This window comes from Phytoactinopolyspora limicola, assembly GCF_011320225.1.
Taxonomy (GTDB): Bacteria; Actinomycetota; Actinomycetes; order Jiangellales; family Jiangellaceae; genus Phytoactinopolyspora; species Phytoactinopolyspora limicola.
This window is the reverse complement of the sequence record NZ_JAAOEN010000004.1, coordinates 428,973-454,173: the sequence shown is the minus strand read 5'-3', so window position 1 is coordinate 454,173 and position 25,201 is coordinate 428,973. Positions and strand designations below refer to the sequence as shown.

General features: G+C 68.5%; 19 protein-coding genes. 6 read left to right on the top strand and 13 right to left on the bottom strand.

Annotated elements, in window-relative coordinates; translation table 11 throughout:
- Window positions 1-354: 354 nt before the first annotated feature.
- The 7 genes from G8760_RS13520 to G8760_RS13490 form a co-directional block, all read right to left on the bottom strand.
- Window positions 355-1,878, bottom strand: coding sequence for an acyl-CoA mutase large subunit family protein (locus G8760_RS13520; protein WP_166351824.1), 1,524 nt, complete (start codon window positions 1,876-1,878; stop codon window positions 355-357).
- On the bottom strand, window positions 1,866-3,437 hold the full coding sequence (locus G8760_RS13515; protein WP_166351822.1) for an AMP-binding protein: 1,572 nt from the start codon (window positions 3,435-3,437) through the stop codon (window positions 1,866-1,868). Before G8760_RS13515 ends, G8760_RS13520 begins: the two co-directional genes overlap by 13 nt.
- Window positions 3,438-3,514: 77 nt before the next feature.
- A complete protein-coding gene (locus G8760_RS13510) occupies window positions 3,515-5,599 on the bottom strand; it encodes an acetate--CoA ligase family protein (protein WP_166351819.1) in 2,085 nt (694 codons plus the stop codon).
- A gap of 220 nt (window positions 5,600-5,819) precedes the next feature.
- Window positions 5,820-7,001 carry an aminotransferase class V-fold PLP-dependent enzyme gene (locus G8760_RS13505; protein ID WP_166351817.1) on the bottom strand — a complete coding sequence of 394 codons (1,182 nt, stop codon included), beginning with the start codon at window positions 6,999-7,001 and terminating at the stop codon, window positions 5,820-5,822.
- Entirely contained in the window at window positions 6,998-7,414 is a 417-nt protein-coding gene (locus G8760_RS13500) for a hypothetical protein (RefSeq protein ID WP_166351815.1), read from the bottom strand. The genes G8760_RS13505 and G8760_RS13500 overlap by 4 nt, the downstream gene beginning before the upstream one ends.
- Entirely contained in the window at window positions 7,411-7,905 is a 495-nt protein-coding gene (locus G8760_RS13495; protein ID WP_166351812.1) for a DUF3830 family protein, read from the bottom strand. The genes G8760_RS13500 and G8760_RS13495 overlap by 4 nt, the downstream gene beginning before the upstream one ends.
- Window positions 7,902-9,218: an ABC transporter substrate-binding protein gene (locus G8760_RS13490; protein WP_166351810.1), complete on the bottom strand. Its 1,317-nt coding sequence runs from the start codon at window positions 9,216-9,218 to the stop codon at window positions 7,902-7,904. Before G8760_RS13490 ends, G8760_RS13495 begins: the two co-directional genes overlap by 4 nt.
- Before the next feature lie 153 nt (window positions 9,219-9,371).
- Here G8760_RS13490 and G8760_RS13485 point away from each other — a divergent pair, with 153 nt between their 5' ends.
- From G8760_RS13485 to G8760_RS13465, 5 genes are all read left to right on the top strand, one after another.
- Complete coding sequence (locus G8760_RS13485; RefSeq protein ID WP_166351808.1) at window positions 9,372-10,247, top strand: branched-chain amino acid ABC transporter permease; 876 nt, start codon at window positions 9,372-9,374, stop codon at window positions 10,245-10,247.
- Window positions 10,244-11,170, top strand: a complete 927-nt coding sequence (locus G8760_RS13480) for a branched-chain amino acid ABC transporter permease (protein ID WP_166351806.1) — start codon at window positions 10,244-10,246, stop codon at window positions 11,168-11,170. Before G8760_RS13485 ends, G8760_RS13480 begins: the two co-directional genes overlap by 4 nt.
- Window positions 11,154-11,981: an ABC transporter ATP-binding protein gene (locus tag G8760_RS13475; RefSeq protein WP_207782325.1), complete on the top strand. Its 828-nt coding sequence runs from the start codon at window positions 11,154-11,156 to the stop codon at window positions 11,979-11,981. Before G8760_RS13480 ends, G8760_RS13475 begins: the two co-directional genes overlap by 17 nt.
- Window positions 11,981-12,787 (top strand): ABC transporter ATP-binding protein, encoded by an 807-nt coding sequence (locus G8760_RS13470; protein ID WP_166351804.1) that lies wholly within the window; start codon window positions 11,981-11,983, stop codon window positions 12,785-12,787. Before G8760_RS13475 ends, G8760_RS13470 begins: the two co-directional genes overlap by 1 nt.
- Before the next feature lie 987 nt (window positions 12,788-13,774).
- Window positions 13,775-14,389: a dihydrofolate reductase family protein gene (locus G8760_RS13465; protein WP_166351802.1), complete on the top strand. Its 615-nt coding sequence runs from the start codon at window positions 13,775-13,777 to the stop codon at window positions 14,387-14,389.
- A gap of 163 nt (window positions 14,390-14,552) precedes the next feature.
- Here G8760_RS13465 and G8760_RS13460 read toward each other — a convergent pair whose 3' ends face one another.
- From G8760_RS13460 to G8760_RS13450, 3 genes are all read right to left on the bottom strand, one after another.
- The gene (locus G8760_RS13460) at window positions 14,553-16,202 is read right to left on the bottom strand and encodes a thiamine pyrophosphate-binding protein (RefSeq protein ID WP_166351800.1); all 1,650 of its coding nucleotides are present in this window, start codon (window positions 16,200-16,202) and stop codon (window positions 14,553-14,555) included.
- Window positions 16,203-16,281: 79 nt separating this feature from the next.
- Window positions 16,282-17,055 carry a cyclase family protein gene (locus G8760_RS13455; RefSeq protein ID WP_166351798.1) on the bottom strand — a complete coding sequence of 258 codons (774 nt, stop codon included), beginning with the start codon at window positions 17,053-17,055 and terminating at the stop codon, window positions 16,282-16,284.
- Window positions 17,052-19,433, bottom strand: coding sequence for a bifunctional salicylyl-CoA 5-hydroxylase/oxidoreductase (locus G8760_RS13450; RefSeq protein ID WP_166351795.1), 2,382 nt, complete (start codon window positions 19,431-19,433; stop codon window positions 17,052-17,054). Before G8760_RS13450 ends, G8760_RS13455 begins: the two co-directional genes overlap by 4 nt.
- Before the next feature lie 123 nt (window positions 19,434-19,556).
- Here G8760_RS13450 and G8760_RS13445 point away from each other — a divergent pair, with 123 nt between their 5' ends.
- Complete coding sequence (locus tag G8760_RS13445; RefSeq protein WP_207782324.1) at window positions 19,557-20,354, top strand: SDR family NAD(P)-dependent oxidoreductase; 798 nt, start codon at window positions 19,557-19,559, stop codon at window positions 20,352-20,354.
- Between the two features lie 169 nt (window positions 20,355-20,523).
- Here G8760_RS13445 and G8760_RS13440 read toward each other — a convergent pair whose 3' ends face one another.
- The 3 genes from G8760_RS13440 to G8760_RS13430 all read right to left on the bottom strand — a co-directional run bounded on the left by G8760_RS13440 (window position 20,524) and on the right by G8760_RS13430 (window position 24,970).
- Window positions 20,524-21,708: an aminotransferase class V-fold PLP-dependent enzyme gene (locus tag G8760_RS13440; RefSeq protein ID WP_166351791.1), complete on the bottom strand. Its 1,185-nt coding sequence runs from the start codon at window positions 21,706-21,708 to the stop codon at window positions 20,524-20,526.
- Window positions 21,705-23,249 (bottom strand): Na+/H+ antiporter NhaC family protein, encoded by a 1,545-nt coding sequence (locus G8760_RS13435; RefSeq protein WP_166351789.1) that lies wholly within the window; start codon window positions 23,247-23,249, stop codon window positions 21,705-21,707. The genes G8760_RS13440 and G8760_RS13435 overlap by 4 nt, the downstream gene beginning before the upstream one ends.
- 80 nt (window positions 23,250-23,329) lie before the next feature.
- On the bottom strand, window positions 23,330-24,970 hold the full coding sequence (locus G8760_RS13430; RefSeq protein WP_166351786.1) for an AMP-binding protein: 1,641 nt from the start codon (window positions 24,968-24,970) through the stop codon (window positions 23,330-23,332).
- Between the last annotated feature and the right edge of the window lie 231 nt (window positions 24,971-25,201).

Here is a 25,201-nt window from a genome sequence, read left to right as displayed (position 1 = left end):
TTGGTCGAATAGTGCGGGAGCGGGCCCGGATCTGGAATCCGGGATCCCACGCTCCTGCCTTCTCGTTACCCACCGCGCCGAATGACACACAGGTTGTCGCGCAGCCAATGACCGACGGCCAGAAGTTCCGGGTCATAGTTCAGGTGCCCGTCTCGTCCTCACATCGTTGTCGCAGCCTGGCGATCAGATGCGCGACGGGCCGACAATGAGCGGTTGGTGCATCTGATCGTTGCCCCGTTCGGATCGTGGACGCGATCAGATGCACCAACGTAGGCCGTTGCGCGCGTTCAGCACACCTGATCGCTCCAGGGAAAAAGATCAGGTGACAAAACGGAGATCAGGTGCACAACCGGGTTAGTAGGTGGTGGTGGGGACCCAGCTGCCGTGGACGTCTTTGAGCACGGCGCAGATCTCACCGATCGTGGCATACGCCGACACCGCCTCGACGCAGGCCGGCACGATGTTATCTCCGGTCGCCGCGGTCTCCCGCAGCCGTCGCATCGCAGCGTGCCATGCGACGGAATCCCGACGGGAACGGACGTCGCGCACCGCGGTGACCTGCGCCGCCTCGGTAGCGGGATCCGGGGTGAAGACTTCGAGGGGGTCGGCGGGTGCGGGGAACCGGTTGACACCCACCACGACGCGTTCGCCGCGGTCGACCTCCTGCGCGTACCGGTAGGCCGATTCGGACAGTTGGTCGGCGAAGACACCCGACTCGATGCATCGCAGCGCCCCGCCTCGGCGTTCGACGTCGGTTAACGTGTCCCACATGCGGCGCTCTAGGTCGTCGGTGAGGGCTTCCACCGCGTAGGAACCGGCCAGCGGATCCACGGTGTCGGTGAGCCCGGTTTCGTAGGCCACTACTTGCTGGGTGCGCAGTGCCAAGGTGGCGGCGGCCTCCGTCGGCACGCCTAGGGCCTCGTCATACGCGGACACGTGTAACGTCTGCACCCCTGCCAGCGCCGCGACTGTCGCTTCCACCGAGGCTCGAACGACGTTGTTCATTGGCTGCTGAGCGGTGAACGTCGATCCCGCGGTGAACGCGAAGATTCGCAGCTGCATCGACCGCGGGTCCGCCGCGCCGTAGACCTCTCGCATCAGCCGCGCCCACACCCGCCGGGCGGCGCGCAGCTTGGCCACCTCCGGCAGGGCGTCGATGGTCACCGACAGGAAGGTGAACAGGGTCGGGGCGACGTCGTCGATCGACACTCCGCGGCGGACGGCTTCGTCGAGATAGGCGCGGGCGTTGGCGAACGTCCACGCCACCTCTTGTACGGCGTCGGCGCCGGATTCGCGGATGTGGTATCCGCTCATCGCCAGCGGCACCCACCGCGGCACGTGTGTGGCGCAGTGTTCGATGGTGTCGACGGCGAGCCGCAGCGAGGGTTCCGGCGGGTACATCTGGGTGCCGCGAGCGATGTATTCCTTGAGGACGTCGTTCTGGATGAACATCCCGAACTCGTTCGGGTCCACTCCGCGGCGTCGGGCGAGCGCAAGGAACAAGGCCGCCCAGATGTAGCCGATGGAGTTGGCGGTCGTGCGGACCTGCGAGATCTCCTCCAACGGGATGCCGTCCATGAGGGTCTCGATGTCGGCCAGGGAGTCGATCGCGACGCCCACCCGGCCTACCTCGCCGGCGGCCTGCGGGTCGTCGGAGTCCAGGCCCATCTGGGTCGGTAGGTCGAGTGCGACGGAGAATCCGGTGCCGCCGGCGTCGAGGAGGGTGCGAAACCGTTTGTTCGACTCCGCCGCCGAACCGAACCCGGCGTACTGGCCCATCGTCCACACTCGGGGTTCGGCGCTGATGCCGCGGGTGTAGGGGTACTCACCCGGGCGTTCGGCGTCGTCGGGGGCGTAGTCGGTTCTCAGGCGTTCCATCGGGGTAGCTCCTCACCCAGCTCCAGCCGCTCCCGCAGGACCTTCTTGGCGATCTTCTGGGTGCTGTTCAGCGGGAACGACGTGACGCGGATCGCCTGCTTGGGGCGTTTGTACGACGCTAGCCGGTCTCGGCAGTGGGTGGTGACGGTGTTCTCGTCGACGTCTCCGTCGGCCGTGTAGAGGGCGACGACGCGTTGTCCCCAGTCGGCATCGGTGACGCCGACGACGGCCACCTGTGTGACACCTGGTACTTCGGCCACCACGTCCTCCACTTCCCGTGGATACACGTTGTACCCACCGGTGATGATCATGTCGCCGACCCGGTCGACCAGCCACAGCCGCCCTGAGCCATCCAGCCGGCCGAGGTCACCGGTATGCAGCCAACCGTCGACGACGGCTTTGCCCAGGTCGGTACGGCCGGAGCCGTTCCAGTATCCACGCATCACGTGGTCGCCGCGGGTGATCACTTCGCCGATGTCGCCGTCGGGTACCGGCTGGCCGGATTCGTCGACGACGCGCAGTTCGACGCCGAGCGCTGGGCGTCCGGCGCTGGACAGCAGGTCCGGTTCGGCGTCGAGACCGGTGGCGTGGTCGGCGGCGTCGAGGATCGTGACCGGTGGGATCGCTTCCACCAGGCCGTAGTACTGCACCAGGTTGGGGGTGATGCGCGAGTGTGCGGCCCGGATCACCTCCGGCGGCATCGGCGCACCCGCGTAACCCAGCACTCGCAGCCGGCGCCGAGCCGGCGCCAGCGTGTCGTCGTCCAGTGCCAGCAGCCGCGACACCATCGTGGGCACCAGCGCGGTGTGGGTGACGCCGTACCGGGTGATGGCGTCGGCGAACTGGTCGGCGTCCCACTTCGGCAGGATCACCTGTCGGGCCCCGGCGACGAGGAACGGCAGCACGAAGAGCCCGGACGTGTGGGTGATAGGGCCGGCGTGACAGTACACGTCGGTGGCCGACGGGGGGCCGCCGAGGACGTCGTGGGTCATGTTGACGGTGCCGGCCACCCAGTTGCGATGGGTGCGCTGCGCCCCTTTGGGATGGCCCGTCGTGCCCGACGAGTAGTGCAACCCGCACAGATCGTCGGGGTCGCTGGCCGTGCCGACCGCAGGGGCCGGAGCGTCGAGCAGGGAATCCAGCGGGGTCCCGGGAGCGCTGTCGCTGCCGACGACGAGCACCCGATCGAGCTGGCTGGCCAGCCCAGCGGCGTCGCCGGCGAACCGGGTGTCGTAGATCAACGTCGTGGCGCCGCAATCGGCGGCGATCCGGGCCCAGTCCTCCGGATGCAACCGGTAGTTCAGCGCCACCCGGACCAGCCCGGCGGCTCGGATAGCGAGGTCGGTCTCCAAGTACGTGGTGGAGTTCGATTGCAGGTCGAGGACCCGGTCTCCCGGCTGTAGGCCCATCCGGCGTAGCCCGGCGGCCAGCCGTAACACCCGGTCGCCGAGCCCGGCGAAGGTCAGCCGCTGCCAGTGGCCAGCGGCATCCGGGCCCTCCACGGCGAGATGTTCGCCGAACCGGCGCGCCGCCCGATCTACCAGGGTCGCGATGTCCACGTCTGCGTTGCCTCCTCGATCGGTCACCTTCTCGGTGATCGTTAGCGGAATCCTGCTGCTATAGCGCCTCGATGTTGCTAATGATCACCGGCCACGGGTGGGGGTGGGACGTAGGCGGCGTCGAGCACCCGCACCCCGTCCGGGAGCACCAGCACCGGATTGAGGTCCAGCTCGAACCCGGTGCGCCAGCCGTAGGTCAGCTCGGACACGGCCACGATCAGATCGAGCAACGCGGTGGTGTCCAGCGCCGGCCCGCCCCGGTAGCCGGCGAGCAGCCGTGCCCCACGCAGCTCGGAGATCATCTCGGTGGCGTCGCCGCGGGTGATCGGTAGCAGGCGGCTGGCGGCGTCGTCGAGAACCTCGGTGAGCACCCCGCCGAGGCCCACCGTGAGCACCTGCCCGAGTGGGCTGGGTGCGATCCCCACCAGGACCTCCAGTCCGTGTTCGGCGGCCACCATCTCTTCGATCAGAACCTCCCCGCCGAGGGCGGCGACCTGATCGTAGGCGGCGGGCGCGGTCTCGGTGGTCACGCCGACGATGACGCCGCCGGCCTCGCTCTTGTGGATCAGGTCGGGGACGACGGCTTTCGCGACGGCGCGTCCACCGACCTCGGCGACGGCGGCCACCGCGTCGTCGGGCCCGTCGACCAGGCGGCCCGGCGGAACCGGCATGCCTCGGCCCCGCAGCAGCGCCTTGAGGCGGGGTTCGTCGCTGACCACTGGAGGCTGCGGCGCCGCCCCGGCGACGGCATCAGACGGCGGCTCGGGAGGAACGTCGATGCGGGGCCGAGAGGTACGCCATAAACCGGCCAGCGCCCGCACCGCCCGGCCCGGGGTGGGGTAGACGGGGAGGCCGGCCTTGCGCAGCGCCTCGCTCGCGTCGGGGGCGAGGAAGTCCGCGCCGGTGCGGGCGACGGCTACGGGTACGCCGGACCGGGCCGCGGCGTCGCCGAGTGCGCTGACGATGTCCATCACCTGATCGCCGGTGAGCACGCAGAAACAGGCGAGCACCGCGTCGACGCCATCGTCGTCCACGACCACGTCGAGTGCGCGTTGCAATAATTCCCGATCGCTCATGACGGCGGCGGTGACGTCTACCGGGTTGGCGGTGGAGCCGAACGCGGGCACGATCTCCTCCAGCGCGGCCGTCGTCGCCGGAGCGAGGCCGGCCAGGGTGAGTTCGCCACCGGTGGCGTCGATCGCGTCGGCGGCCAGGATGCCCGAGCCCCCAGACGTCGTCACAACGGCCACTCGAGGCCCGCGGGGCCGGTATGGGCTGGTGAACGCGGTACCGAGGTCCAGGAGGTCGTCGATGTCGTGAGCACGGGCGATGCCGAGTTGCCGCAGCGTGGCGTCTACTACGCGGTCGCTGGTGGCCAGCGCACCGGTGTGGCTGGCGGCCGCCCGGGAGCCCGCGTCGCTGGTTCCTGCCTTCAGGATGGCCAGCGGCTTGCCCGTCGCAGCCAGTCGGCGAAGTGCCGGACCGTCGGAGAGGGTCTCGGTGTAGGCCAGCATGGCGTCGACGTCGGGCTCGGCCGCCAGCGCCTCGAGGACGTCGAGGGTGGTGACGTCGGCCTCGTTGCCGGTGTTGACCGCGGCGTGCAGGCCGAGGCCACGTTCGAGGGCGAGGCTGACCGTGCCGTAGCCGAGTGCACCGGACTGGGTGGCGAAGCCGATCCGGCCGGGGACCCGGGGCAGCTGCGGGGCTCCGAACAGCGGGCTGAACGTGGCGGTCTGGCCGGGGCCGAACCCCACGGCTCCGATGCAGTTGGGGCCCACCACCCGGACGCCGGCCTCCTGAGCGGCGTCGACGAGCAGGCGCTGTAGCTTCGCGCCGTCAGCGCCCGTCTCGGCGAATCCGCTGGACATGACGATAGCGACGGGTACTCCGACCTCCCCGCAGCGGCGGATGACGGCGGGTGCGGCCGGCGCGGGCACCATCACGAGCGCGAGGTCGACCGCGTCGTCGAGCTGTGGGCTGACCGGCAACCCGCACACGGTGCCGCCCTTGGGGTTCACGGGCACTATGCGGCCGCGGTATCCGTGGGCGAGCAGGAACTCGACGGGCAGCCGGCCGAGGGCGCCGGCCCGGTCCGTGGCGCCGATCACGGCGATGGACCGCGCGTTCCACAGCACCCGGAGCTGGTGGGTCTCCTGGCTCATATACCGACGTTGTCACGCTTCTATCACTGCCGTCAAGAAGACAACATAATTACGTCCTTGATCATGTGCGAGTTGCACCCCGAATGGGGGGAGCAACTCGCACATGATCAAGTAACCGCTTGTTGCGCCGTTGATCCCGACAAGTGGGAGCGCGTTCGACTTGTCAGGATCAACGGCGCCATCGGTGCAGGTTGCAGAGTTGTCCGGCCTGACAACTCGATTAACGCCGGAGGAGGTGCCGGTGCTTGTAGAGGGCGGCGAGCACGGTGTCGATGTCGCCCGGGGTGTTGTAGCAGTGGGGCGAGATCCGGACGTTGCCAGCCCGGCAGCTGACGACGACACGTTCCTCCGCGAGCGCGGCCACGTACGCGTGGTCGTCGGACGCCGCCACCGCCACCATGGCCGCGCTGGCCGGCGGCGGCGGGGTGACGACGGTGCCGCCGATACCCGCTATCCCGGACCGTAGCTGCGCCGTCAGCTGATCCAGGTGCGCGGCCGTCGCTTCGATCCCGACGTCGAGCAGTAACTCCAGGCCGGCCGAAGCGGCATACAGGCAGGGCACCGGGGGTGTACCCGACTCGAACCGCCGGGCGTCCGGCGCCGGCTCGTACCCGTCCACCTTCATCGCGAAGATGTCCTCCGCCGCGAACCACCCGGTGTGTACCGGGACGTAGTCGGCAGTGCGCTCGGCCGACGCGTACAGATACGCCGCGCCGGGTGCACCAAGCAGGTACTTCTGCATACCGCCGACGACGAAATCGGCGCCCAGCGCGCCAACGTCCAACGGCACCGTCCCCGCGGACTGGAACACATCGGCGACGACCCGGGCGCCGCGCTCGTGGGCCAGCTCGATCACCGGGGTCAGATCGGTCCGGGCGCCATCTTGGTAACACACGTCGGTCACCGAGACCACGGCGGTGCGGTCGTCGATCACCTTCTCGAAGTGTTCGATGGGCAACGTGCGGTCCGCCGCTCGTGGAACGTGCACCACCCGGGCGCCCCGTCGCTCGGTGGCATGCCAGATCTGGCCGACGGTGGGAAACTCGGCGTCGGTGACGACGACGGTGTCGCGCGGTCCGCTGAAGTCGAAGGCGCTGGCCACCGCGTTCAGGCCGGCCGAGGCCGACGTCGTCACCGCCACCTCGGCCGAGTCGGCGCCAAGGAGCCGAGCTACCAGGGCGCGCACCCGCTCCTGTTCACCCACCCAGGTGTCCCACGGTGCACCCTGATCTTCGAGCCCGGCCAGGTAGCCGTCGTATGCGGCGCGGACGCTGTCGGACAAGGCGCCGTGCGAACACGAGTTGACGTACGTGCGGCGCTCGAAGATCGGGAACCGGTGTCGGATGCCGTCGGCCAGGGTGGTCGTCGGGGGTGTGGGGGTGGCGCGTGGTGCGCTGGTCACGGTGATCTTTCCTCCTTGGGAGATGGACGGTCGGCCCGGTTCCGGACCCGCTCGATCGGCCAGAACGGCCGGCCGAGCCGGGCCTGGAGGGTGAAGTAGCGGTCGAGCCGGACGTCGCCGTGGCGGAACAGGTCCACCATGGCGGGGACGACGTCGGCGGTCTCCACGTCCATCAGGATGTAGATCGACGGTACCGCCCACAGCCGCGGGTCGCCCACCATGAGCAGGTCGTCGTCGAACGAGGCGACGTGCCGGCATCCCGGTGTGTTCAGCCAGCTGGCCAGCACGTCGAGCAGCCGGTCGAGGACCTGGCGCTTCTCGTCGCCATCCGCGTCGTACCAGTTGTTGGTCGCCGCCGCGGTGAACATGACCGACCAGCCGGCGTCGGGGCTCACCGGTGGTCCCGCCGTCACGCGACGCTCCGGATGCGGACGTTCTCGGCGCCGGTCTCGATCATGGTGGCGCCGAGCTTCGCCAGCGACGGTAGATCCTCGTCTACCACCTGGGCGAACCGGTTGGCGGGGGAGAACCCCCACGGCATGAGAATGCGGGTGTCTCGCCCGTAACACAACGCCAGGTCGAAGATCTCCGGGCCGCCGTCCATCTTGCCTGGTGGGCAGTACTGCCACAACACGTCGCCCGGGGCCGGGAACGCCGTGGCGCACTCCGGCGGCACCTCGCGGGCGCCGTCAATCTCTCCGGCGACCTCCGGCGCGACGTGGATGCCGAGCTGGCGGCCACTGAAGATGGCGTGGTAGGCCCGGACGGCCGGTTCGGTGCTGGCGATTCCGCCGACGACGGCGCAGGTGTTCGGCGCCCCCGCGGTGTTCAGCCGGGCCCGGACCGCGACGCCGTGGTCGACGAACTCGAAGACCAGCAGGTCGGTGGTGGCGCCGGCGCTCACGTACCCAGCTCCAGTACCCGGAGGCGGACCGGAGTGCCGTCCTCGAACGTCCATTCGTCGAACACCGGCGTGGCCAGATCGCCGTTCTCGTCGAGTTCGGCGTTGCTGCTGGCGCCGGTGTAGTCGACGTCCTCACCTGCGGCCGCGGCCTCCAGAGCGGCACAGATCTGATCGGGGGTGTACTGGGTGCCCCCGGCGGAGACGTCGCGGAGATGGTCGCGGATGGCCGGGCCGGTGGGTTCTCCGGCCGCGGCAGCCAACGCGATCAGCATGGTGGCGTCGTAGGCGTTGGACGTCGCGTAGCCGGGAGCGGTGTCGAACTTCTCCTGGAACTGTTCGGTGAAGTAGTCGTCACCCGGACCGCCGCTGGTGGGACGGACTCCCACCTCGCCGTCGAGATCGACCCCTGCCTGCTCGGGGAAGCCGGCCACGGCGAGGCCGTTCATCATCAGCAGCGGGGTCTCGCCGATGGCGCCCTGCTGGGCCAGCGCCCGCAACACCGCGCTCCCGGTCTCCGGGAACACGGCCAGCAGCAAGGCGTCCGGATCGTCACGGAGTGCGGCGCGTACGTCCGCGGCGAAGTCGACACCCTTGGGGTCGATCAGGCGGACGGTGCCGACGCTGCCGCCGGACGCCTCGAAGCTGTCGCTGAACGCCTGGCTAAGCCCTTTGCCGTAATCGTCGTTCAACGCTACGACGTTGACCTGCCGGAACTCCCGGGCGACGGCCACCTCGGCGATGGCCGGCGCTTGGTCCAGGTCCGAGGGCAGCGTCCGGAACAGGTAGCCATCGTCGTCGTAGTCGGTGATCACCGGACTGGACGAGCCGGGAGCCACCAATACCCGCTGGTTCTGGATCGCGGTGTCGGCGATGGCCAGCGTGATCCGGCTGGCCACCGAGCCGACGATCGCCGGCACGTCGTCGACATTGACCAGTTTCTGGATGGCGCCGATGGCGGTCTGCTCGTCGGTGCCGTCGTCCTCGATGTGCAGGCTCACGTCGAGCACACCACAGGTGTTGATCTGCTCGGCGGCGAGTTCCATACCGCGGGCCATCGAGCCGCCGAACTCCGCGGACTCGCCGCTCAACGGCAGCACGCCGCCGATGGCCAGCGCGGATCCGCCTTCGCCGCCGGCTCCGTCGGTGACCGCGCCGTCGCCTGCGGCGTCGTCAGTGGTGCCCGTGGTGTTGCCGGACCCGTCGTCAGCCCCGCATGCGGTCACGACCAGCCCGGCGGCAGCCGCCAGCAGTATCGCGCGGGCGAGCCCGTTTCGGCGGCCGCGGTTCCCTTTCGCCGTACATGTTTTTTTCATGTCCACTCCCTGGCAGAATCCGGGCTGGCGTTCGGTCGGAATGAATTATCGTCGTTCAAATTCTATGTAGATGAACAATTATCGCGTACTCTTGACGACCGTCAAGAGCAAACGATGTACCGTGTCGTCGCATCAGACCGAATGGAGGCGCCAGTGGACGAAGCCCTACAACTGGTGGCCGACGGCGTCGTCGTGGCGGCTGCCCTCGCGGTCGCGGCAGTGGGCCTGTCGCTGATCATGAGCGTGCTACGTATGATCAACGTCGCCCACGGAGATCTGTTGACCGTCGCGGCGTTCGCCGCGCTCGTCTGCGTCAATGCCGGCCTACCGCTAGTCATCGCCCTGATCGTCGCGGCCGTCGCGTCGGCGTTGATCGCGCTCGGACTCGAGCTGTCACTCTGGCGGCGGATGCGTGCCCGGGGCGGCAGCAACTTCAGCCTCCTGCTGCTGTCCGTCGGCCTCGCCTACGTCGTTCGACATGTGCTCTTCCTGATTTTCGGCGAGGAGACACACCAATACGCGCCACCCACCCGGGAGCTGGCCATCGGCCCGGTCTACATGACCCGCGAAGGACTGACCGTCGTCGCCGGTGGGGCAGTGTGCATGATCGGACTGGCTGCTCTGCTGAAATGGACCCGGATCGGCACCGCGATGCGGGCCATGGCGGACAACATGGACCTGGCCCGGGCCAGCGGCGTCGACGTAGCCCGCACCAGCGCCATCACCTGGGTGATCGTAGGTGTACTCACGGGAGTAGGCGGGGTGCTGCTCGGCATCGGCGGCCGGATCTTCCCGAACATGGGCTGGAACATCATCCTGCTGGTGTTCGCCGCGGTGGTCCTCGGCGGCATCGGCACCGCCGCCGGCGCCGCCGTGGGCAGCCTCGTCATCGGCGTCGGCCAGGAACTGGTCACCCATTCCGCGCTCGGGCTACCGCCGGAGATGAAACAGGCATTCGTGTTCCTGTTCCTCGTCGTCGCCCTCGTCATCCGCCCGCAGGGCCTGTTCGGAGCGAGGCGATACGTATGACCGGATACATCATCAGCGTCCTCGTCTCGGCGGGGATCTTCGCGCTCCTCGCGCAGGGCCTCAACCTCCACTGGGGATACACCGGACTGCTCAACTTCGGGGTGGTCGCGTTCTTCGCCGTCGGCGCCTACACCATGGCGGTCCTGGTCTCCGTCTTCGACTGGCCACTGTGGGCGGCGATGGCCGCGGCCATGCTGGCTGCCGCCGTGCTCGGTGTCCTTGTCGCCCTGCCAGCCATCCGGCTGCGCTCGGACTACCTGGCCATCACCACCCTCGCCGTCGGCGAGATCTGCCGGATCGTCTTGCACTCCAGCCCGGGCGTCGTCGACCTCACCGGCGGCCCGTCCGGCATCCGCGGCTACTCCCACGACTTCTTCGGCCTACGTGAAACCCTCGGCCTCCAGTGGATGACCGGCCTGGAATTCCTGATGGCCGCGGTGTGGATCGTCGTGCTGCTGGTGCTGCTCGTCGTCACCGTCATGATCCGCAGCCCCTGGGGCCGGGTGCTCAAAGGCATCCGGGAAGACGAAGACGCCATGCGGGCCCTCGGGAAGAACGTCGTCGCCTACAAGATGCAGTCGTTCGCCTTCGGTGCCGCCCTCGCCGGCCTGGCCGGCGTGTTCTTCGCGCTGAACCTGAGCAGCATCACCCCGGAAGCGTTCCTCCCGATGATCTCGATCTACGCGTGGGTGATCATCCTCATCGGGGGAGGAGGCAGCCTGCTCGGCCCCGTGGTCGGATCGGTGCTGTTCTGGGCGCTGTTCAACGCGACGACGTTTATTCCCAGCGAGTGGATGTCCAGCCAAGATGCCGCCTACCTGCGGCTGATCCTCGTCGGATTACTGATCATGGTGATGGTCCTGCTCCGGCCCCAAGGACTACTCGGCAACCGGAAGGAGCTGCTGCGTGAAAGCCGACACTGAGCTCGCTACGGACCCGGACGCGGGTGCGACGGCGGCCGCCGAGGCCGAAGCCTTCCTCACCGCGGATGACGTCGTCATGACCTTCGGCGGGCTACGCGCCGTCGACGGTGCGTCGTTCGACGCCCCACTCGGCCGGATCACCGCACTCATCGGACCCAACGGCGCCGGGAAGACGTCCCTGTTCAACGTCATCAGCGGCTTCTACCGACCCCGATCCGGCGTCGTCCGGGTGAACGGAGTGGACCGCACCGGAAAGCCACCACACGTCATGTGCCGGCACGGGGTAGCGCGTACCTTCCAGCTCACCAAGGCCCTGGCCCGAATGACAGTGCTGGACAACATGAGGGTAGCCGCCCCGAGACAGGTGGGCGAGATCATGTTCGGCGCGATGCTGGCGCCGTGGCGCGTGCGGGCGCAGGAACGCGCCAACACCACCCGGGCCGACGAACTGCTGGAACGGTTCGGCCTGACCCGGCTCCGCGACAGCTACGCCGGCGAGTTGTCCGGCGGCCAGCGCAAACTACTGGAGATGGCTCGCGCGCTGATGCTGCGGCCCCGGATGCTCCTCCTCGACGAACCACTGGCCGGCGTCAACCCGACGCTCGGCGTGCAACTGCTCGACCACGTGCAGGCGTTGCGCGACGAAGGAATGGGGTTCGTGCTGGTGGAGCACGACATGGACGCGGTGATGCGAGTGTGCGACGCGGTGACCGTGATGGCCAACGGGCGCACCATCGCCCGCGGGACACCGGCCGAGGTCCAAGCCGACCCGGTGGTCATCGAGGCGTACCTGGGCGCGGAGGACGACTGATGGAGCAGCCGAAGGTCGATGCAGCGGCAGGAGCCGAGCGGGCGGCGGGAGTTGGACCGGCGGCGGGAGTTGGACCGGCGGACGGCGAAACGGGTGGCCTGTTCGAGGTGGCTGGGCTGCGGGCCGGCTACGTCAAAGAGATCGACGTCGTGCGCGAGTGTGATGTGCGGGTAGCCGCAGGGCAGCTGGTGTCCATCATCGGGCCCAACGGTGCCGGTAAGTCGACGCTGGTCAAAGCGGTATTCGGGTTGGTCGACGTGCGGGCCGGGACCGTGCTGCTGGACGGCCGGGACGTGACCCGGGTGCCGACGCATCACCTGGTGGCCGCCGGAATCGGCTATGTGCCGCAGGTCGCCAACGTGTTCCCGTCGCTGACCACCGAGGAGAACCTGCGGATGGGGTGTTACCTGTCGCCGCGAGAACGGGCGACGCGAGCGGCGTGGATCTACGACCTGCTGCCCTTGCTGGCCGAGCGCCGAAGCCAGAAAGCCGGCACGATGTCTGGCGGCCAACGCCAGGTGGTCGCCCTGGCCCGGGCGTTGATGGGTGATCCACGGGTGTTGCTGCTCGATGAACCGTCAGCCGGGCTCGACCCGAACAGCGTACGTATGGTGTTCGGGGAGATCCGGCGGATCGCCGACTCGGGGATCGCGGTATTGATGGTGGAACAGAACGCGCGTCGGGCGCTGGCCAGTAGCGATTATGCCTACGTGCTGGACATGGGGCAGAACCGTTTCGAGGGCCCAGGGCCCGACCTGTTGCACAACGACGACGTCGCCCGCCTCTACCTCGGCGGCGCCAAGTAGCCACCCCCGTTGTGCACCTGATCTCCGTTTGGTCACCTGATCGTTTTCGTGGGGGCGATCAGGTGTGCCAACGGCGGTGGCGGCGCGGTGTGGTGCATCTGATCGCGTCCACGATCCGGACGGGCAACGATCAGATGCACAACAAACGTGTGCGGTAGCGAGGCATGCATCTGATCGTGAGGGGCGTTCACCGCGCCGTGTCTGTTCACCATCGGTGGTCGAGCATCACTGCCAGTACGGAGACGACTGGTCATCGCGGTGGTGTGTGGCAGCCGGTCTGAGGTCTGGTGTTTCTAGATCCCATTCGACCGCGTTCAGCGCGGCGTCCGTCGTGCCTGTCCCGCCCATCGTGTTCGGGGCGGCCCGTCGTTGTCTGTGGGGTCTCGGCGTAGGTTGCGGTGAAAGCCATCTTCGGCTGGCGCAACAAGCTTCCTTATGGCGCGCGGCCGTGTGCAGTAAGCCTCCTTGTGGTTGCCCTGGCGACATTGAGCTTCCTTGTGTCCGGGGCGGCTGCCGCAGTAAGCCTCCTTGCTGTGGCCCGGACGGCGACATGTTTGCGGTGAGCACCGGGCGGCGTGCCCCCGGACTTCGCTACCGCCAGGTGGCGTTAAAGCCCGAATCCGGGTCTTAACGCCACCTGGCGGTAGCGAAGTGCGCCATCAGGAGCGCTACACACGTGTGCACCGTGTACTGGTGCATCTGATCCGCGCCGGTTGTCCGGCCTCATCGCCGGCGGAGCGGGGGCTGACGGAGCAAGCGCTGACGGAGCAAGCGCTGACGGAGCAAGTGCTGACGTCGACCGGGTAGGTAGGTCCGGCGGGTTTCGCACACGACGACTGCCTCTGCGGCGCACAACCGACAACTATAGTCGTCTTGACAAAATAAACTGTCGGTGAAACGGTGGTAGAGCCCTTGGCGGCACGGGCGTCGGCGCCTCGATCGCTACGCCGCAGGGCTGCCCAATCATCAATCGATCTGGAGGACACCATGGCGCAACTAGTGGTGGGCGCATTCGTGACACTCGACGGAGTGATGCAGGGACCTGGCGGGCCGGACGAAGACCGCGACGGCGGGTTCGAGCACGGCGGCTGGAACGTGACCTATTGGGACGACGCGATGAGCGGCGCCATCGTTGAACAGTCGGCGAAAGGCGACGCCATCCTGCTGGGCCGGAAGACATACGACATCTGGGCAGCTCATTGGCCCAATGTGTCCGGCGATCCGATATCGGACCGGTTGAACAGCATCCCCAAGTATGTGACGTCACGGACCATGGACACCGCTGAATGGAAGAACACCACGGTGCTCAAGGGAGAGGCGGCACAGACGGTGGCCAGGCTCAAAGCCGAACTGGATGGCCGCATTATGGTCAATGGCAGCGGGGAGCTACTACAGACGCTGATTGAGCACGATCTGATCGACGAGTACTACGTGTGGACGTTTCCGCTGCTGCTCGGCACCGGTAAGCGGCTGTTCGGCTCCGGTACGGTACCGGCGGCGTTGAAGCTCACCGAAACGACGACGTCTACCACCGGCGTGACTATCAGCACCTATGTGCGGAGCGGAGACATCGCGTACGGCTCGTTCCAGCTCGAACAGTAGCGCAGGTGTCAGGCCGGACACGTGTCTGGCCAGCGGCGGCGTCGCCACCTACCCTGACAACTCGAAACCGTGCATCACCTGTCAGGGTGAGTGGCGACGAACTAGCAGCTCAGCGACTTGTCCGGCCTGACAACTCGCAAAAAGCGGGGGAGTCAGGCACGCGTTAGTGGCCGCGGAAGGCTTCCTCCAACCACCACGAACCGCGTGGCGACGCCACTTTCGCATCCACCAGCAACGGCCGGTCCCGAGGTCCGCCCACCCACCGGCGCACCGTCTCCAGGTCGGTCGGCGTCCGCACGGTCACCGAGTCGAAGCCGTATCCGGCGCCCACGGCGGCGATGTCGGTGTCCGGGAACGTCACGGTGTCCAGGGGTGCACCGTCGTTGAAGTGATGCACCTCGGCGCCGTATGCGTCGTCGTTGTACACCACGACCACCATGGGTAAACCGAGCCGGCGGACGGTGTCGAGTTCCGCGGCGCCCATCAGCGCTCCGCCGTCGCCCAATGCCGCAACGGGGAGCCGGTCCGGTTGTGCCAGCGCTGCGCCAATGGCTGTGGCCAGCCCCAACCCGATCGATTGGAATGCCTGGGTGAAGCAGAATCCGAACTCGTCGGGCACTGCCAAATACATACTCGGGTAGCCCATGAAGTTGCCGGAGTCGACGGCGACTACCCGGTCGGTGGGCAGTACGTCGTCGAGGCCGATGCTCAACGTCCGTGGGTCGATCCGGGCGTCGTCGCCGGTGCCGGTGCCCCAGTCGTCGTAGGGTACGTCGCGCCAGCGCAGCTCGCGGCCGATCCGCCGGCGTAGCGCGGTGTCGCGGTATCCGGCGTCGGCTCCGGGCTGGCCGAGCACCTGATGGGTGACCGCCGCGGCGACCGCCGCGCTGTCTCCGACGATGCCGAGATCCACCGGGCGGTTGCGGCCGAGCGCCGCGGCCTCGACGTCGACCTGAACCACCCGCGCGGAAGGTCCGATCAGGTGGCCGTGCCGCATGGTCCACATGTTCAGGGCGCAGCCGAACCCGACGATCAGGTCCGCGTCGGTGATCAGCTCGACGGCCAGCGGCGACGCGAAACCTCCGGATACGTCCAGGGACCACGGGTTGCCATGGAAGAGCCCTCTGGCCACCGCGGACGTCGCTACTAGCGCGCCGCTCGCGGCGGCCAGATCGGTCAGTTCGGTGCGGGCGTGCCGGGCACCTCGGCCGGCGATGATCACGGGCCGACGGGCGGCGGCCAACGCCGCGGCGAGTGCGGCGACGTCTCCGGCCGACGGGGGCGGGGGAGGTGGCGAGGGCACTAATGACGGGGTGGGCAGCGGCTCCGGCGCCGGGCTCGCCTGTACGTCCAGGGGGAGGTTGACGACGACGGTACGACGCTGGTCGCGGGCGATGCCGAAGGCCCGCAGGGTGTCGTCGACGGCGGTGTCGGCCGATTCGATCCGGATGCTCTCGGCGCCCACCGACCGGGCCAGGGTCGGCTGGTCGACGTAGAAGTTCGACGACGGCGTGGTGGTTTCGGCGGCGAGCACCAGCATGGGTGTGCGGCTTTTGGCGGCTTCGGCGATACCCGTCATCGCGTTGGTCAGCCCGCACCCTTGGTGCAGGGTCAGCGCCGACACTTGCCCGCTCATCCGGGAGTAGGCGTCGGCCATCGTGGCGGCGCCGCCTTCGTGGCGAGCGGCGACGAAGCGCGAACCGCCCGTCGTCAGGGCGTTGGTGATGTGGAAGTTGCCGCTGCCGACCACACCGAACGTATGGGTGACGCCCAGCCTGGCCAACACCTGCCCGACGGCCTCCGCGACTTTCATAACCCCTCCGGACTCGTCTGATGATCATTGACGATTAACCACCGGATTCGGTAGTCAAAAGCCAATGATCATGGGTGGGTTAGCGTTCGACGAGGGCGAGCACCCGGGTGGGGCTGCCCGAGCCGCCGACGATCGGCAGCGGAGCGGTGATGATGACCGCCCCGGTGGGCGGCAGCTGGGCCAGGTTCTGCAACTGCGTCAGCCCGTACTTGCCGGCGCCCAGCAGGAACGCGTGGCACGGGAAGGCGGGGTCGAAGGAGTGTGCGCCACCGGCGTCGGTGCCGACCGTCTCCACACCCAACCCGATAACCGGTGCTTTGTCGGCCAGCCACCTCGCGCAGTTCACACTCACGCCGGGGGTGTGTGGACCGTTCTCGTCGGCGTTGAGGAACTCCTCCTGGCTGTGGCTGCGGGCGTCCCAGCCGGTACGCAGCATCAGCCAACCACCCTCCGGCAGCGCTCCGTGCTCCCGCTCCCATGCCTCGATGTGTTCCACCTCCAGCACGAAGTCTGGATCCGCCGCCGTCTGCTCGGTGACGTCGATGACGGCCGCCGGCGCCACCAGCCGCTTCACCGGGACCTGGGAGACGTCGTCGAGATCCTTGCCGGTGATCCAGTGGTTGGGGGCGTCGAAATGGGTGCCGGTGTGTTCACCAGTGCTGATGTTGTTCCAATACCAGGCCGGACCCCGGTCGTCGTACCGGCTGATCTCCTCCAGCTGGAACGTGTTGGTCTGGGCGAACGGCTCCGGTAGGACGAGCACTGGTGTCTGGGAGGTGAGCGGAGCGGTGAGGTCGAGCACCTGGATGCGGTCGGACGAGACGGCGTCGAGCAGGTCGGCGAGCACGGTCATGGCGTCTCCTTCACGGTTGGTCGCCAGCGGGCATGGCGGGTGCCCGTGGCCTGGTCGCGGATCAGCTCCAGGCGCGGTTTCGGACCGTCGGTGCGGCCGGCCTGGGGTTTGCGCCGGCCGGCTCGGAACTGTACCGGCCAGTCCACGCCCGGACCCGAATAATCCTGGTCCGCGGCGGCATGCAGTGTCCAGTGCGGGTTGTACAGGTGGGTGCGGCCGAGGGCGCACAGGTCGGCTCGGCCGGCGAGGATCAGCGCGTTGACGTCTTCCGGCGACGAGATGGCGCCCACCGCCATGACGGCGGTGTCGACCCGGTTGCGGATCCGATCGGCGAACGGGGTCTGGTAGCTACGCCCGAAGGCCGGCCGCTCCTCCTTCACGACCTGGCCTGTAGACACGTCGACGACGTCGGCACCGTGAGCGGCGAACGCCTCGGCGAACGCGACGGCGTCGTCGGCCTCGACGCCGCCCGGATGCCAGTCGGTGGCCGAGATCCGCACCGACATGGGCTTATGCTCCGGCCACACCGCGCGGACGGCGTCGAACACCTCCAACGGGTAGCGCAGCCGGGCCTCCAGCGAACCGCCGTACTCGTCGCTTCGTTGGTTGGTCAGCGGCGACAGGAACGACGACAGCAGGTACCCATGGGCGCAGTGCAGCTCCAGGAGGTCGAACCCAGCGCTGTCGGCACGACGGGCCGCGGCGACGAACTGCTCGCGGATCTCGGCCATCTCGGCGTGGCTCAGCTCCCGCGGCGTCTGGTTGGCCGGCGAATAGGGCAACGGTGATGGCGCGACGAGGGGCCAGTTGCCGTCCGGCAGCGGCTGGTCGATGCCTTCCCACATGAGTTTGGTGGAGCCTTTACGTCCGGAATGGCCGAGCTGGATGCCGATGGCGGCGGTGGTGCGCTGGTGGACGAAGTCGGTGACCCGGGTCCACGCGGATTCCTGCTCGTCGTTGTACAGGCCGGTGCAGCCCGGCGTGATCCGCCCGGCCTCGGACACACACACCATCTCGGTCATCACCAGTCCGGCGCCGCCGAGGGCCTTGCTGCCCAGGTGTACCAGGTGGAAGTCGTTGGGCAGGCCGTCGTCGGCGGAGTACATATCCATGGCCGACACCACGACCCGGTTCTTCAGCTGTAGCTCGCGTAGCCGGAAGGGCTGGAACATCGGCGGGCGCGGCTCGGCCGGCGGTGCGGCGACACCACGCTCGACCTCGCTCTGGGCGAACCACGCGTCGGCGGCGTCGACGTACTCCGGGTCACGCAGCCGCAGGTTGTCGTAGGTGACTCGGCGGGACCGGGTGAGGATGTTGAACGCGAACTGGACGGGGTGCTGGTGGGTGTACTGGCCGAGGTTCTCGAACCATTCCAGGCTGGCCTGCGCGGCGCGCTGGGTGGAGAGCACGACGGGACGCCGTTCCTCCTCGTAGGCGGTCAGGGCGGCGTCGACGTCCGGCTGTTCGTGCAGGCAGGCGGCGAGTGCTAGGGCGTCTTCCATGGCCAGCTTGGTGCCCGAGCCGATGGAGAAGTGAGCGGTGTGTGCGGCGTCGCCGAGCAGCACGATGTTGCCGTGACGCCAGGTGGCGTTGCGCACCGTAGAGAACGTCAGCCAGCGAGAGTTGTTCGCGAAGACGTGGTGTCCGCCGAGTACGTGCCCGAACAGTTCGCGGATGCGGGTGATGGAGCCTTCGTCGCTGACCCCGGGTGGTGCGGTCTCGTCATGAGTGGCGTCGAGTCCGGCGGCCTTCCACACGTCGTCGTGCATTTCGACGATGAAGGTGCTGCCGTGTGCGTCGTACGGATACCCATGGATCTGCATGACGCCGTACGGGGTCTGCTCGATGTGAAACGTGAACGAGTCGAAGACGAGATCGGTGCCGAGCCACATGTACCGGCACTGTCGTTGTTCGAGGTCGGGCTGGAAGACGTCGGCGTAGCGGGTGCGGATACGCGAGTTGGCGCCGTCGCTGGCGATCACCAGGTCGTGGGTGGCGGCGAGTTCGTCGACGTCGGGCGCCTCGGTGCCGAAATGGACCGTCACCCCGAGTTCGCGGCAGCGGTCCTGCAGCACGGCCAGGAGCTTCTTGCGGCTCATCGCGGCGAACCCGTGCCCGCCACTGGTGATCACCTCGCCGCCGTAGTGCACGTCTATGTCGTCCCAGCGGGCGAACTCGCGCTGCATCGCCGCGAAGACAACCGGGTCGGCGTGTTCGATGCCGCCGAGGGTCTCGTCGGACAGGACAACTCCGAAGCCGAACGTGTCGTCAGCGGCGTTGCGTTCCCAGACGGTGATCTCGCGGTGGGGGTCGAGCCGCTTGGCAAGCGCGGCGAAGTACAGGCCCCCTGGGCCACCGCCGACGATCGCGATGCGCATAGGACTCCTCGGGGCGTTGAGCGGTCCGCATGGTCCACGTGGATTGACCAGCCGGCTTCCATGCCGGCTCCGCTCAGCGTATGTTGTATCTACGACGGGCGTCAACAACGCGGGAGATGCAACGTGAGTTTCCTGGACGCAGCCCCTTTCGAAGGTCAGGTAGCGCTGGTGACCGGAGGTGCCGGCGGCATCGGCGCCCAGCTCTGCCGGGACCTCGCGCGGCGCGGCGCGGCGGTGGCCGTGGTCGACGTCGATCAAGCGGCGTGTGATGCCACCGCCGCCGTCATCCGCGACGCCGGCGGGCGTGCCGCCGGGTACGGCGTGGACGTACGCGACTCGACCGCCGTGCACTCCGCCACCGACGCCGTCGTCGACGAGTTGGGCGGCCTGAACCTCCTGGTGACGCTGGCCGGTGGCTCCTTGGGAACACCACGTGACCTGGACGACATCGGCCCCGACGACCTCGACCTGGTGATCGACGTCAACCTGAAAGGAACCTTCTACTCCTGCCAGGCGGCGTCCGGTGCGTTGCGGGCGGCTGCCGGGCGTGGTGAACCGGCCGCCGTTGTCGCGGTGTCGTCGATCGGCGGGCGGCAGCCGTCGCCGGTGACCGGGGTGCCCTACGCGAGCGCCAAAGCAGCCGTGGGCGGGCTCACCCGCCGCCTGGCGCGGGAGTGGGGCCCGGCCGGGGTGCGGGTCAACGCGGTAGCGCCGGGGTTGTTCCTGACCGGCCGGTTGCAGCGGATGTACGACGACATGCCCGAGGCGGAGCGGCGCGGTGTGCTGGACGCGATCGCGCTGGCGCGGTTCCCCGAGGTTCGAGAGATCGTCGAACCGATCTGCTACCTGCTGTCCCCGCAGGCGTCGTACATCACCGGGGTGGTGCTCGACGTCAACGGCGGCCGCTTCATGCCGCAGTAGCGCGCCGCGCCGCCCTGCCACCAGCACGCCGCCCTGCCACAAGGAGGCTTGTGGTCACCTGCCCCTGGGCATAAGGAGGCTTGTGGTTGCTATGGCGACAGTAAGGAAGCTTGTGGCGCAGCGCCCGCGGGCATAAGGAGGCTTGTTGTGGCCGGTGTGGCCGCGGTGGTTATCGACGTCGACGAGGAACCAGGGGAACCGCGTCGTCGATCGCCGCGAGCACCAGATCGACGTCGGCCGGTTCGTTCCAGCCATGACAGGACACCCGGACGACACGATCGCCCAGCGCACCCCGGACCGACACCCGGACCCCGTGCCGCGCGAACACGTCGGCCACCGCCGTCGTAGCCGGGTCGATGGCCAGGCTGACCAAGGGTGAACTCGCGGAAGGGTCAACCAAGCTGGCACCGAAACCCCGGGCGGCGACCCCGTCGCGCAGCCGGGTCGCCAGGCTCATGGCACGTTCGGCGATCCGCGTCGGCCCGGCGGCGAGGAGGTCGTCCACCGCCCTGGACAGCGCCACGGCACCGACCCACGACGGGGTACCCCCGCTCTCCAGAGCAGCACCGTCACCCCGGAACGGCAACGGGTCGGCGGCGTCGCGGCGCGGCGACCCAAGATAGACGTCCCACCCCTGCGCGGGTTCGGCCAGCGCCAGGTACCCACGTGTCGGCGGGGTGAGCCGTTCCCGCAAGGCCGCCGACGTCCACAGCACACCCGTGCCGAACGGCGCCCGCAGCCACTTGTGCCCCGTTGCCGCATAGGCGTCGGCTCCGCTGCGCGGCAGGTCGCGGGGGAGTACGCCGGCCTCCTGAGCACCGTCGACGACGAGCGCCGCACCGTACGACCCGGCCACGTCGGCCACCGCCTCGAGGTCGGCGCGCACCCCGCTCACCTCGGCGACGGCGCTGATCACCACGGCCCGAACCCGCGGGTCCAGGTGCGGCCGCAATGCCTCCGGCGACGCGGCATCGGCCACCCGCAGGTCGAGTCCGTGTACCTGAGCAAGCCACCGGCATACCGTCATGGCGGCCAGGAACTCGCGATCGGCCACGACGACGGCGTCTCCGGAGCGCCAGGGGACCGCCGCGAGGACCCTGGCCAGCCCTTCGGTGGTGTTCTGGATCAGGGTGATGTCATCCGGGCTGGTGCCGAACAGGCGGGCCAGGGCAGCACGGGTCGCCGTCGTGTGGTCGAGCCAGGCGATCGACTGTGCAGTGGCGTCGGGAGTAGACGTCACGAGTGTCTCGATCTCCGCTGACACGGCGGCCGCGGTCCGGGTACTCGGCACTCCCAGGCAGGCGAAGTCGAGGTAACCGCGAGGAGCCGTCCGCCGGGTCGTGCCGGTGTTCATCGGTTTCCGACGCCGCCCGGACCTTCGTCTGGCGGGGTGCTCAACCCACCATCCGCGCCGCCGTCGGCGACGCTCTCCGCCGCGCTCTCCGCGGCGAGAACGGCCTCCTCGGCCCGCCACGACGCGTCGTCCATCGTTTCGCGTCCCCACCCGGTCACGGCGGCGCCGATCATCACGAGCATCAGAGCCCAGCAGTAGAAGACGAACGGCACGATACTCACCGCGTCGAAGCCGGTTTCGCCGGCTGCTCGCACTTCGGAACCGACGAGGCCGATCGGGATGAGGACGGCGACGCTCCAGGGGAGGAAGCCGATGATGGAGGTCGACGCACCATCGAGGAGGTTACCGCGGCGCCACGGCGCGATGCGGAAAGAGTGTCCGATCCGCCGGGTCCACGGTCCCAGCATCACCATGGTGGGGGTCCCCGCCGTGGTGAGGGCGTTGACCCCGAGGCCGACGCCGACGATCGCGGTCTCCGCGCGCCGCGGCGTCGTGGCGAAGCGTCGCGACTTCTCCATCAGCCAGTCGAGCAACCCGCCGGCCCGGAACGTGCCGATGAGCCCCATGAGCAAGATGGTGAAGACGGCGATGCCGACGAAGCCCTGGATACCGGAGACGATCACACCGGAGGTTTCGTAGGTCTCGGAGTCGACGCTGAGCAGGTCGGCGAACTCCAGGCGCCCGGTCACCAGGCCGAGGGTCAGGCCAAACGCGATGGCCACCAGGAGCGAGGCGACGAAATGCCATTGTCGGATCATCAAGATGATCAGCAGCAGGGGAGCCAACAGCATGACGAGTCCGCCGGCCTCGGCGTCGATGGCGTCGCCCGACGATGTCCCACCGCTGTTGACGAACCCCAGCACGACGTAGAGAAGTACGGTGGCCGCCCCGGCGACGGCGGCGTATTTCAGCCGGCTCCGCACCACTTTCGGAACGTCGGTGCCCTGCGAGTAGGCGGAGACGATGGTGGTGTCGGACACCGGTGCCAGGTTGTCTCCGACGAACGCACCCCCGATGATCGCACCGGCCAGCAGCAGCGGATCCGCGCCGATGGCGAAGCCGGCCGGAAACAGCACCGGCGTGACCGCCAGGATGGTGCCGATGCTGGTACCGGTCGACAGCGACAGGACTCCGGAGATACCGAAAGCCACCAGGGGAACCCAGGCCGCCGCCAGCCCGGCCGACGTCGCGGCCCAGATCAGCCCTTCGATGACACCGGTCTCGTTCAGCACCCGCCCGAAGATCCCGGCGAGGAACCACGCCAGCAGAATGACCGCCAGCATCGGCGATGCGATTCCGGCGACAAGTGCCTCGACGTAGGCCTTCTGGCTGCGCGCCAGCACGAGTCCGACGAGCAACCCGAGCAGCACCATCGGCCAGAACGCCTCGGGCACGGCGAGTCCGGCGAAGCCGAGGATCAGGATGCCGGTAAGCATCACCGCGAACGGGATGAACAGCGCCGGCACTCCGCCGCGCATCCGCAACGACGGGGCGGCTGGTGCGGGGTGAGGGTGCGAGGTGGTCGAGCGATGGCTGGGCATGGTGGCCTCCGCGATCACTGTGCTGGGTGTCCGGGGCCGGCGCTCTTCAGTCCGGATCCGGACGGCTGGGACCTACGCGGTTACTCTCGCGCGGCCGGTTCGGCGGCTTCCTGGCGGAGCCGGTAGCGCTGGAGCTTGCCGGACTGTGTTTTCGGCAGACTGGCTCGGAACTCGACGGCGCGCGGGTACTTGTACGGTGCGATCTGCGACTTGACGTGATCTTGTAGCTTGCGGGCGGTGTCGTCGTCGGGGGAGATCTGGTCGCTGAGGACAACGATCGCCTTCACCAATTGCCCCCGGTCCTCGTCCGGGACGCCGATGACGGCACACTCAGCGACGTCCGGATGGCTCAGCAGGGCCTGCTCCACCTCCGGGCCGGCGATGTTGTATCCCGACGACACGATCATGTCGTCGCTGCGGGCTTGATACCAGAAGTAGCCGTCCTCGTCCCGGATATAGGTGTCGCCGGTGACGTTCCACCCGTCCTGGACGTACACCCGTTGGCGATCATCGGCGAGGTAGCGACAGCCCGTCGGGCCGCGGACGGCCAGCCGCCCGGCCACTCCCGGCGGTGCCTCCTGCCCGTTGGTGTCCAGGACGGTGGCGACGTATCCGGGGACGGCCCGGCCGGTGGAACCGGGGCGGATGTCGTCGTCGGCAGCGCCGATGAAGATGTGCAACATCTCGGTCGCGCCGATCCCGTCGATGATCTGCACCCCGGTGGCGTCGTGGAACGCCCGCCAGGTAGCGGCCGGCAGGTGTTCTCCGGCCGACACCGCCCGCCGCACCGCCCGCAGGACGTCGGCTTTGCCGCCGGCGATCATCGCCTTGTACGCGGTGGGTGCGGTGAACAACACCGTCACGGAGTGCTCGGCGATGGCGTCGGCGAGTTCCATCGGGCTGGCCCGCTCGACCAGCAGCGTCGACGCGCCGACCCGCAAGGGAAACACGAGTGCCGCGCCCAGTCCGAAGGTAAACGCGAACGGCGCGGTGGTGGTGAACACGTCGTCGGATCGGGGTTTGAGGAGGTGCCGGCTGAACGTGTCCGCGATAGCCAGCACGTCCCGGTGAAAGTGCATGGTCACTTTGGGTTTGCCGGTGGTGCCGGAGGTGGGGGCGAGCAGCGCGACGTCGTCGGCGGCGGTGGCGACGTCGGTGTGGTCGGTGCTGGCGGCGGCCGCCAGGGCGGTGAGGTCGTCGTCGAGGTCGCTGCCATACGGAATCACCGGGAGCGACGCGGCGGCCTGGTCGCGAGCGGTCTGCAGATCGGCGACGAAGCGGTGGTCGCAGACGGCGAGGTCGGGCTGGGTGAGCTCGATGGTGGTGACTAGCTCGGTGGGCCGCAGCAGGGGCATGGTGAGCACCGCGACGCCACCGGCTTTGAGGACACCCATCCAGGTGGCGACCAGCCATGCGTTGTTGGGGGCGCGGAGCAGCACGCGGTTGCCCGGGACCAGCCCGAACCGCTCGGTGAGGACATTGGCCACCTGGTTGGCGCGGTCGCGTAGCTCGCCATAGGTCCAGGTGCCGCCGGCGCCGAGCAGGCATGGCCGGTCGGCGCCGAACTGTTCGATGGTGGCGTCGAGCAGTTCGTGGGCGCAGTTGAGCCGGTTGGGGTACTGGAGTTCGGGGAGGTCGAAGAGTAGCTCGGGCCAGGCGTCGGCGGGGGGTAGCCGGTCGCGGCAGAACGTGTCGACGTGGGCGGACTCCGTCAACTGCATGGCTCACCTCGCGGTCCCTGGACGTGCACCCCATGGCATCCCCCGCCGGAGACCCGGCGGGGGACCGTAGCTATGCACAGTCTGTCATCTATATGACGACAGTCAAGAGTTCGCGATAACTCACCGGACTATCCGCCCCCTCCCCTCCCGGTGATCATTGGCTTTTGACTACCGAATTCGGGAGTCAAAAGCCAATGATCACCGGGAGGGGAGGGGCGGGGAGGGGAGGGG

Coding starts and splice junctions, on each gene's coding strand:
- G8760_RS13440 (WP_166351791.1), bottom strand. CDS start 21,708: ATGAACACCGGCACGACCCGGCGGACGGCTCCTCGCGGTTACCTCGAC.
- G8760_RS13480 (WP_166351806.1), top strand. CDS start 10,244: ATGACCGGATACATCATCAGCGTCCTCGTCTCGGCGGGGATCTTCGCG.
- G8760_RS13490 (WP_166351810.1), bottom strand. CDS start 9,218: ATGAAAAAAACATGTACGGCGAAAGGGAACCGCGGCCGCCGAAACGGG.
- G8760_RS13460 (WP_166351800.1), bottom strand. CDS start 16,202: ATGAAAGTCGCGGAGGCCGTCGGGCAGGTGTTGGCCAGGCTGGGCGTC.
- G8760_RS13465 (WP_166351802.1), top strand. CDS start 13,775: ATGGCGCAACTAGTGGTGGGCGCATTCGTGACACTCGACGGAGTGATG.
- G8760_RS13520 (WP_166351824.1), bottom strand. CDS start 1,878: ATGGAACGCCTGAGAACCGACTACGCCCCCGACGACGCCGAACGCCCG.
- G8760_RS13510 (WP_166351819.1), bottom strand. CDS start 5,599: ATGAGCCAGGAGACCCACCAGCTCCGGGTGCTGTGGAACGCGCGGTCC.
- G8760_RS13430 (WP_166351786.1), bottom strand. CDS start 24,970: ATGCAGTTGACGGAGTCCGCCCACGTCGACACGTTCTGCCGCGACCGG.
- G8760_RS13470 (WP_166351804.1), top strand. CDS start 11,981: ATGGAGCAGCCGAAGGTCGATGCAGCGGCAGGAGCCGAGCGGGCGGCG.
- G8760_RS13455 (WP_166351798.1), bottom strand. CDS start 17,055: ATGACCGTGCTCGCCGACCTGCTCGACGCCGTCTCGTCCGACCGCATC.
- G8760_RS13435 (WP_166351789.1), bottom strand. CDS start 23,249: ATGCCCAGCCATCGCTCGACCACCTCGCACCCTCACCCCGCACCAGCC.
- G8760_RS13450 (WP_166351795.1), bottom strand. CDS start 19,433: ATGCGCATCGCGATCGTCGGCGGTGGCCCAGGGGGCCTGTACTTCGCC.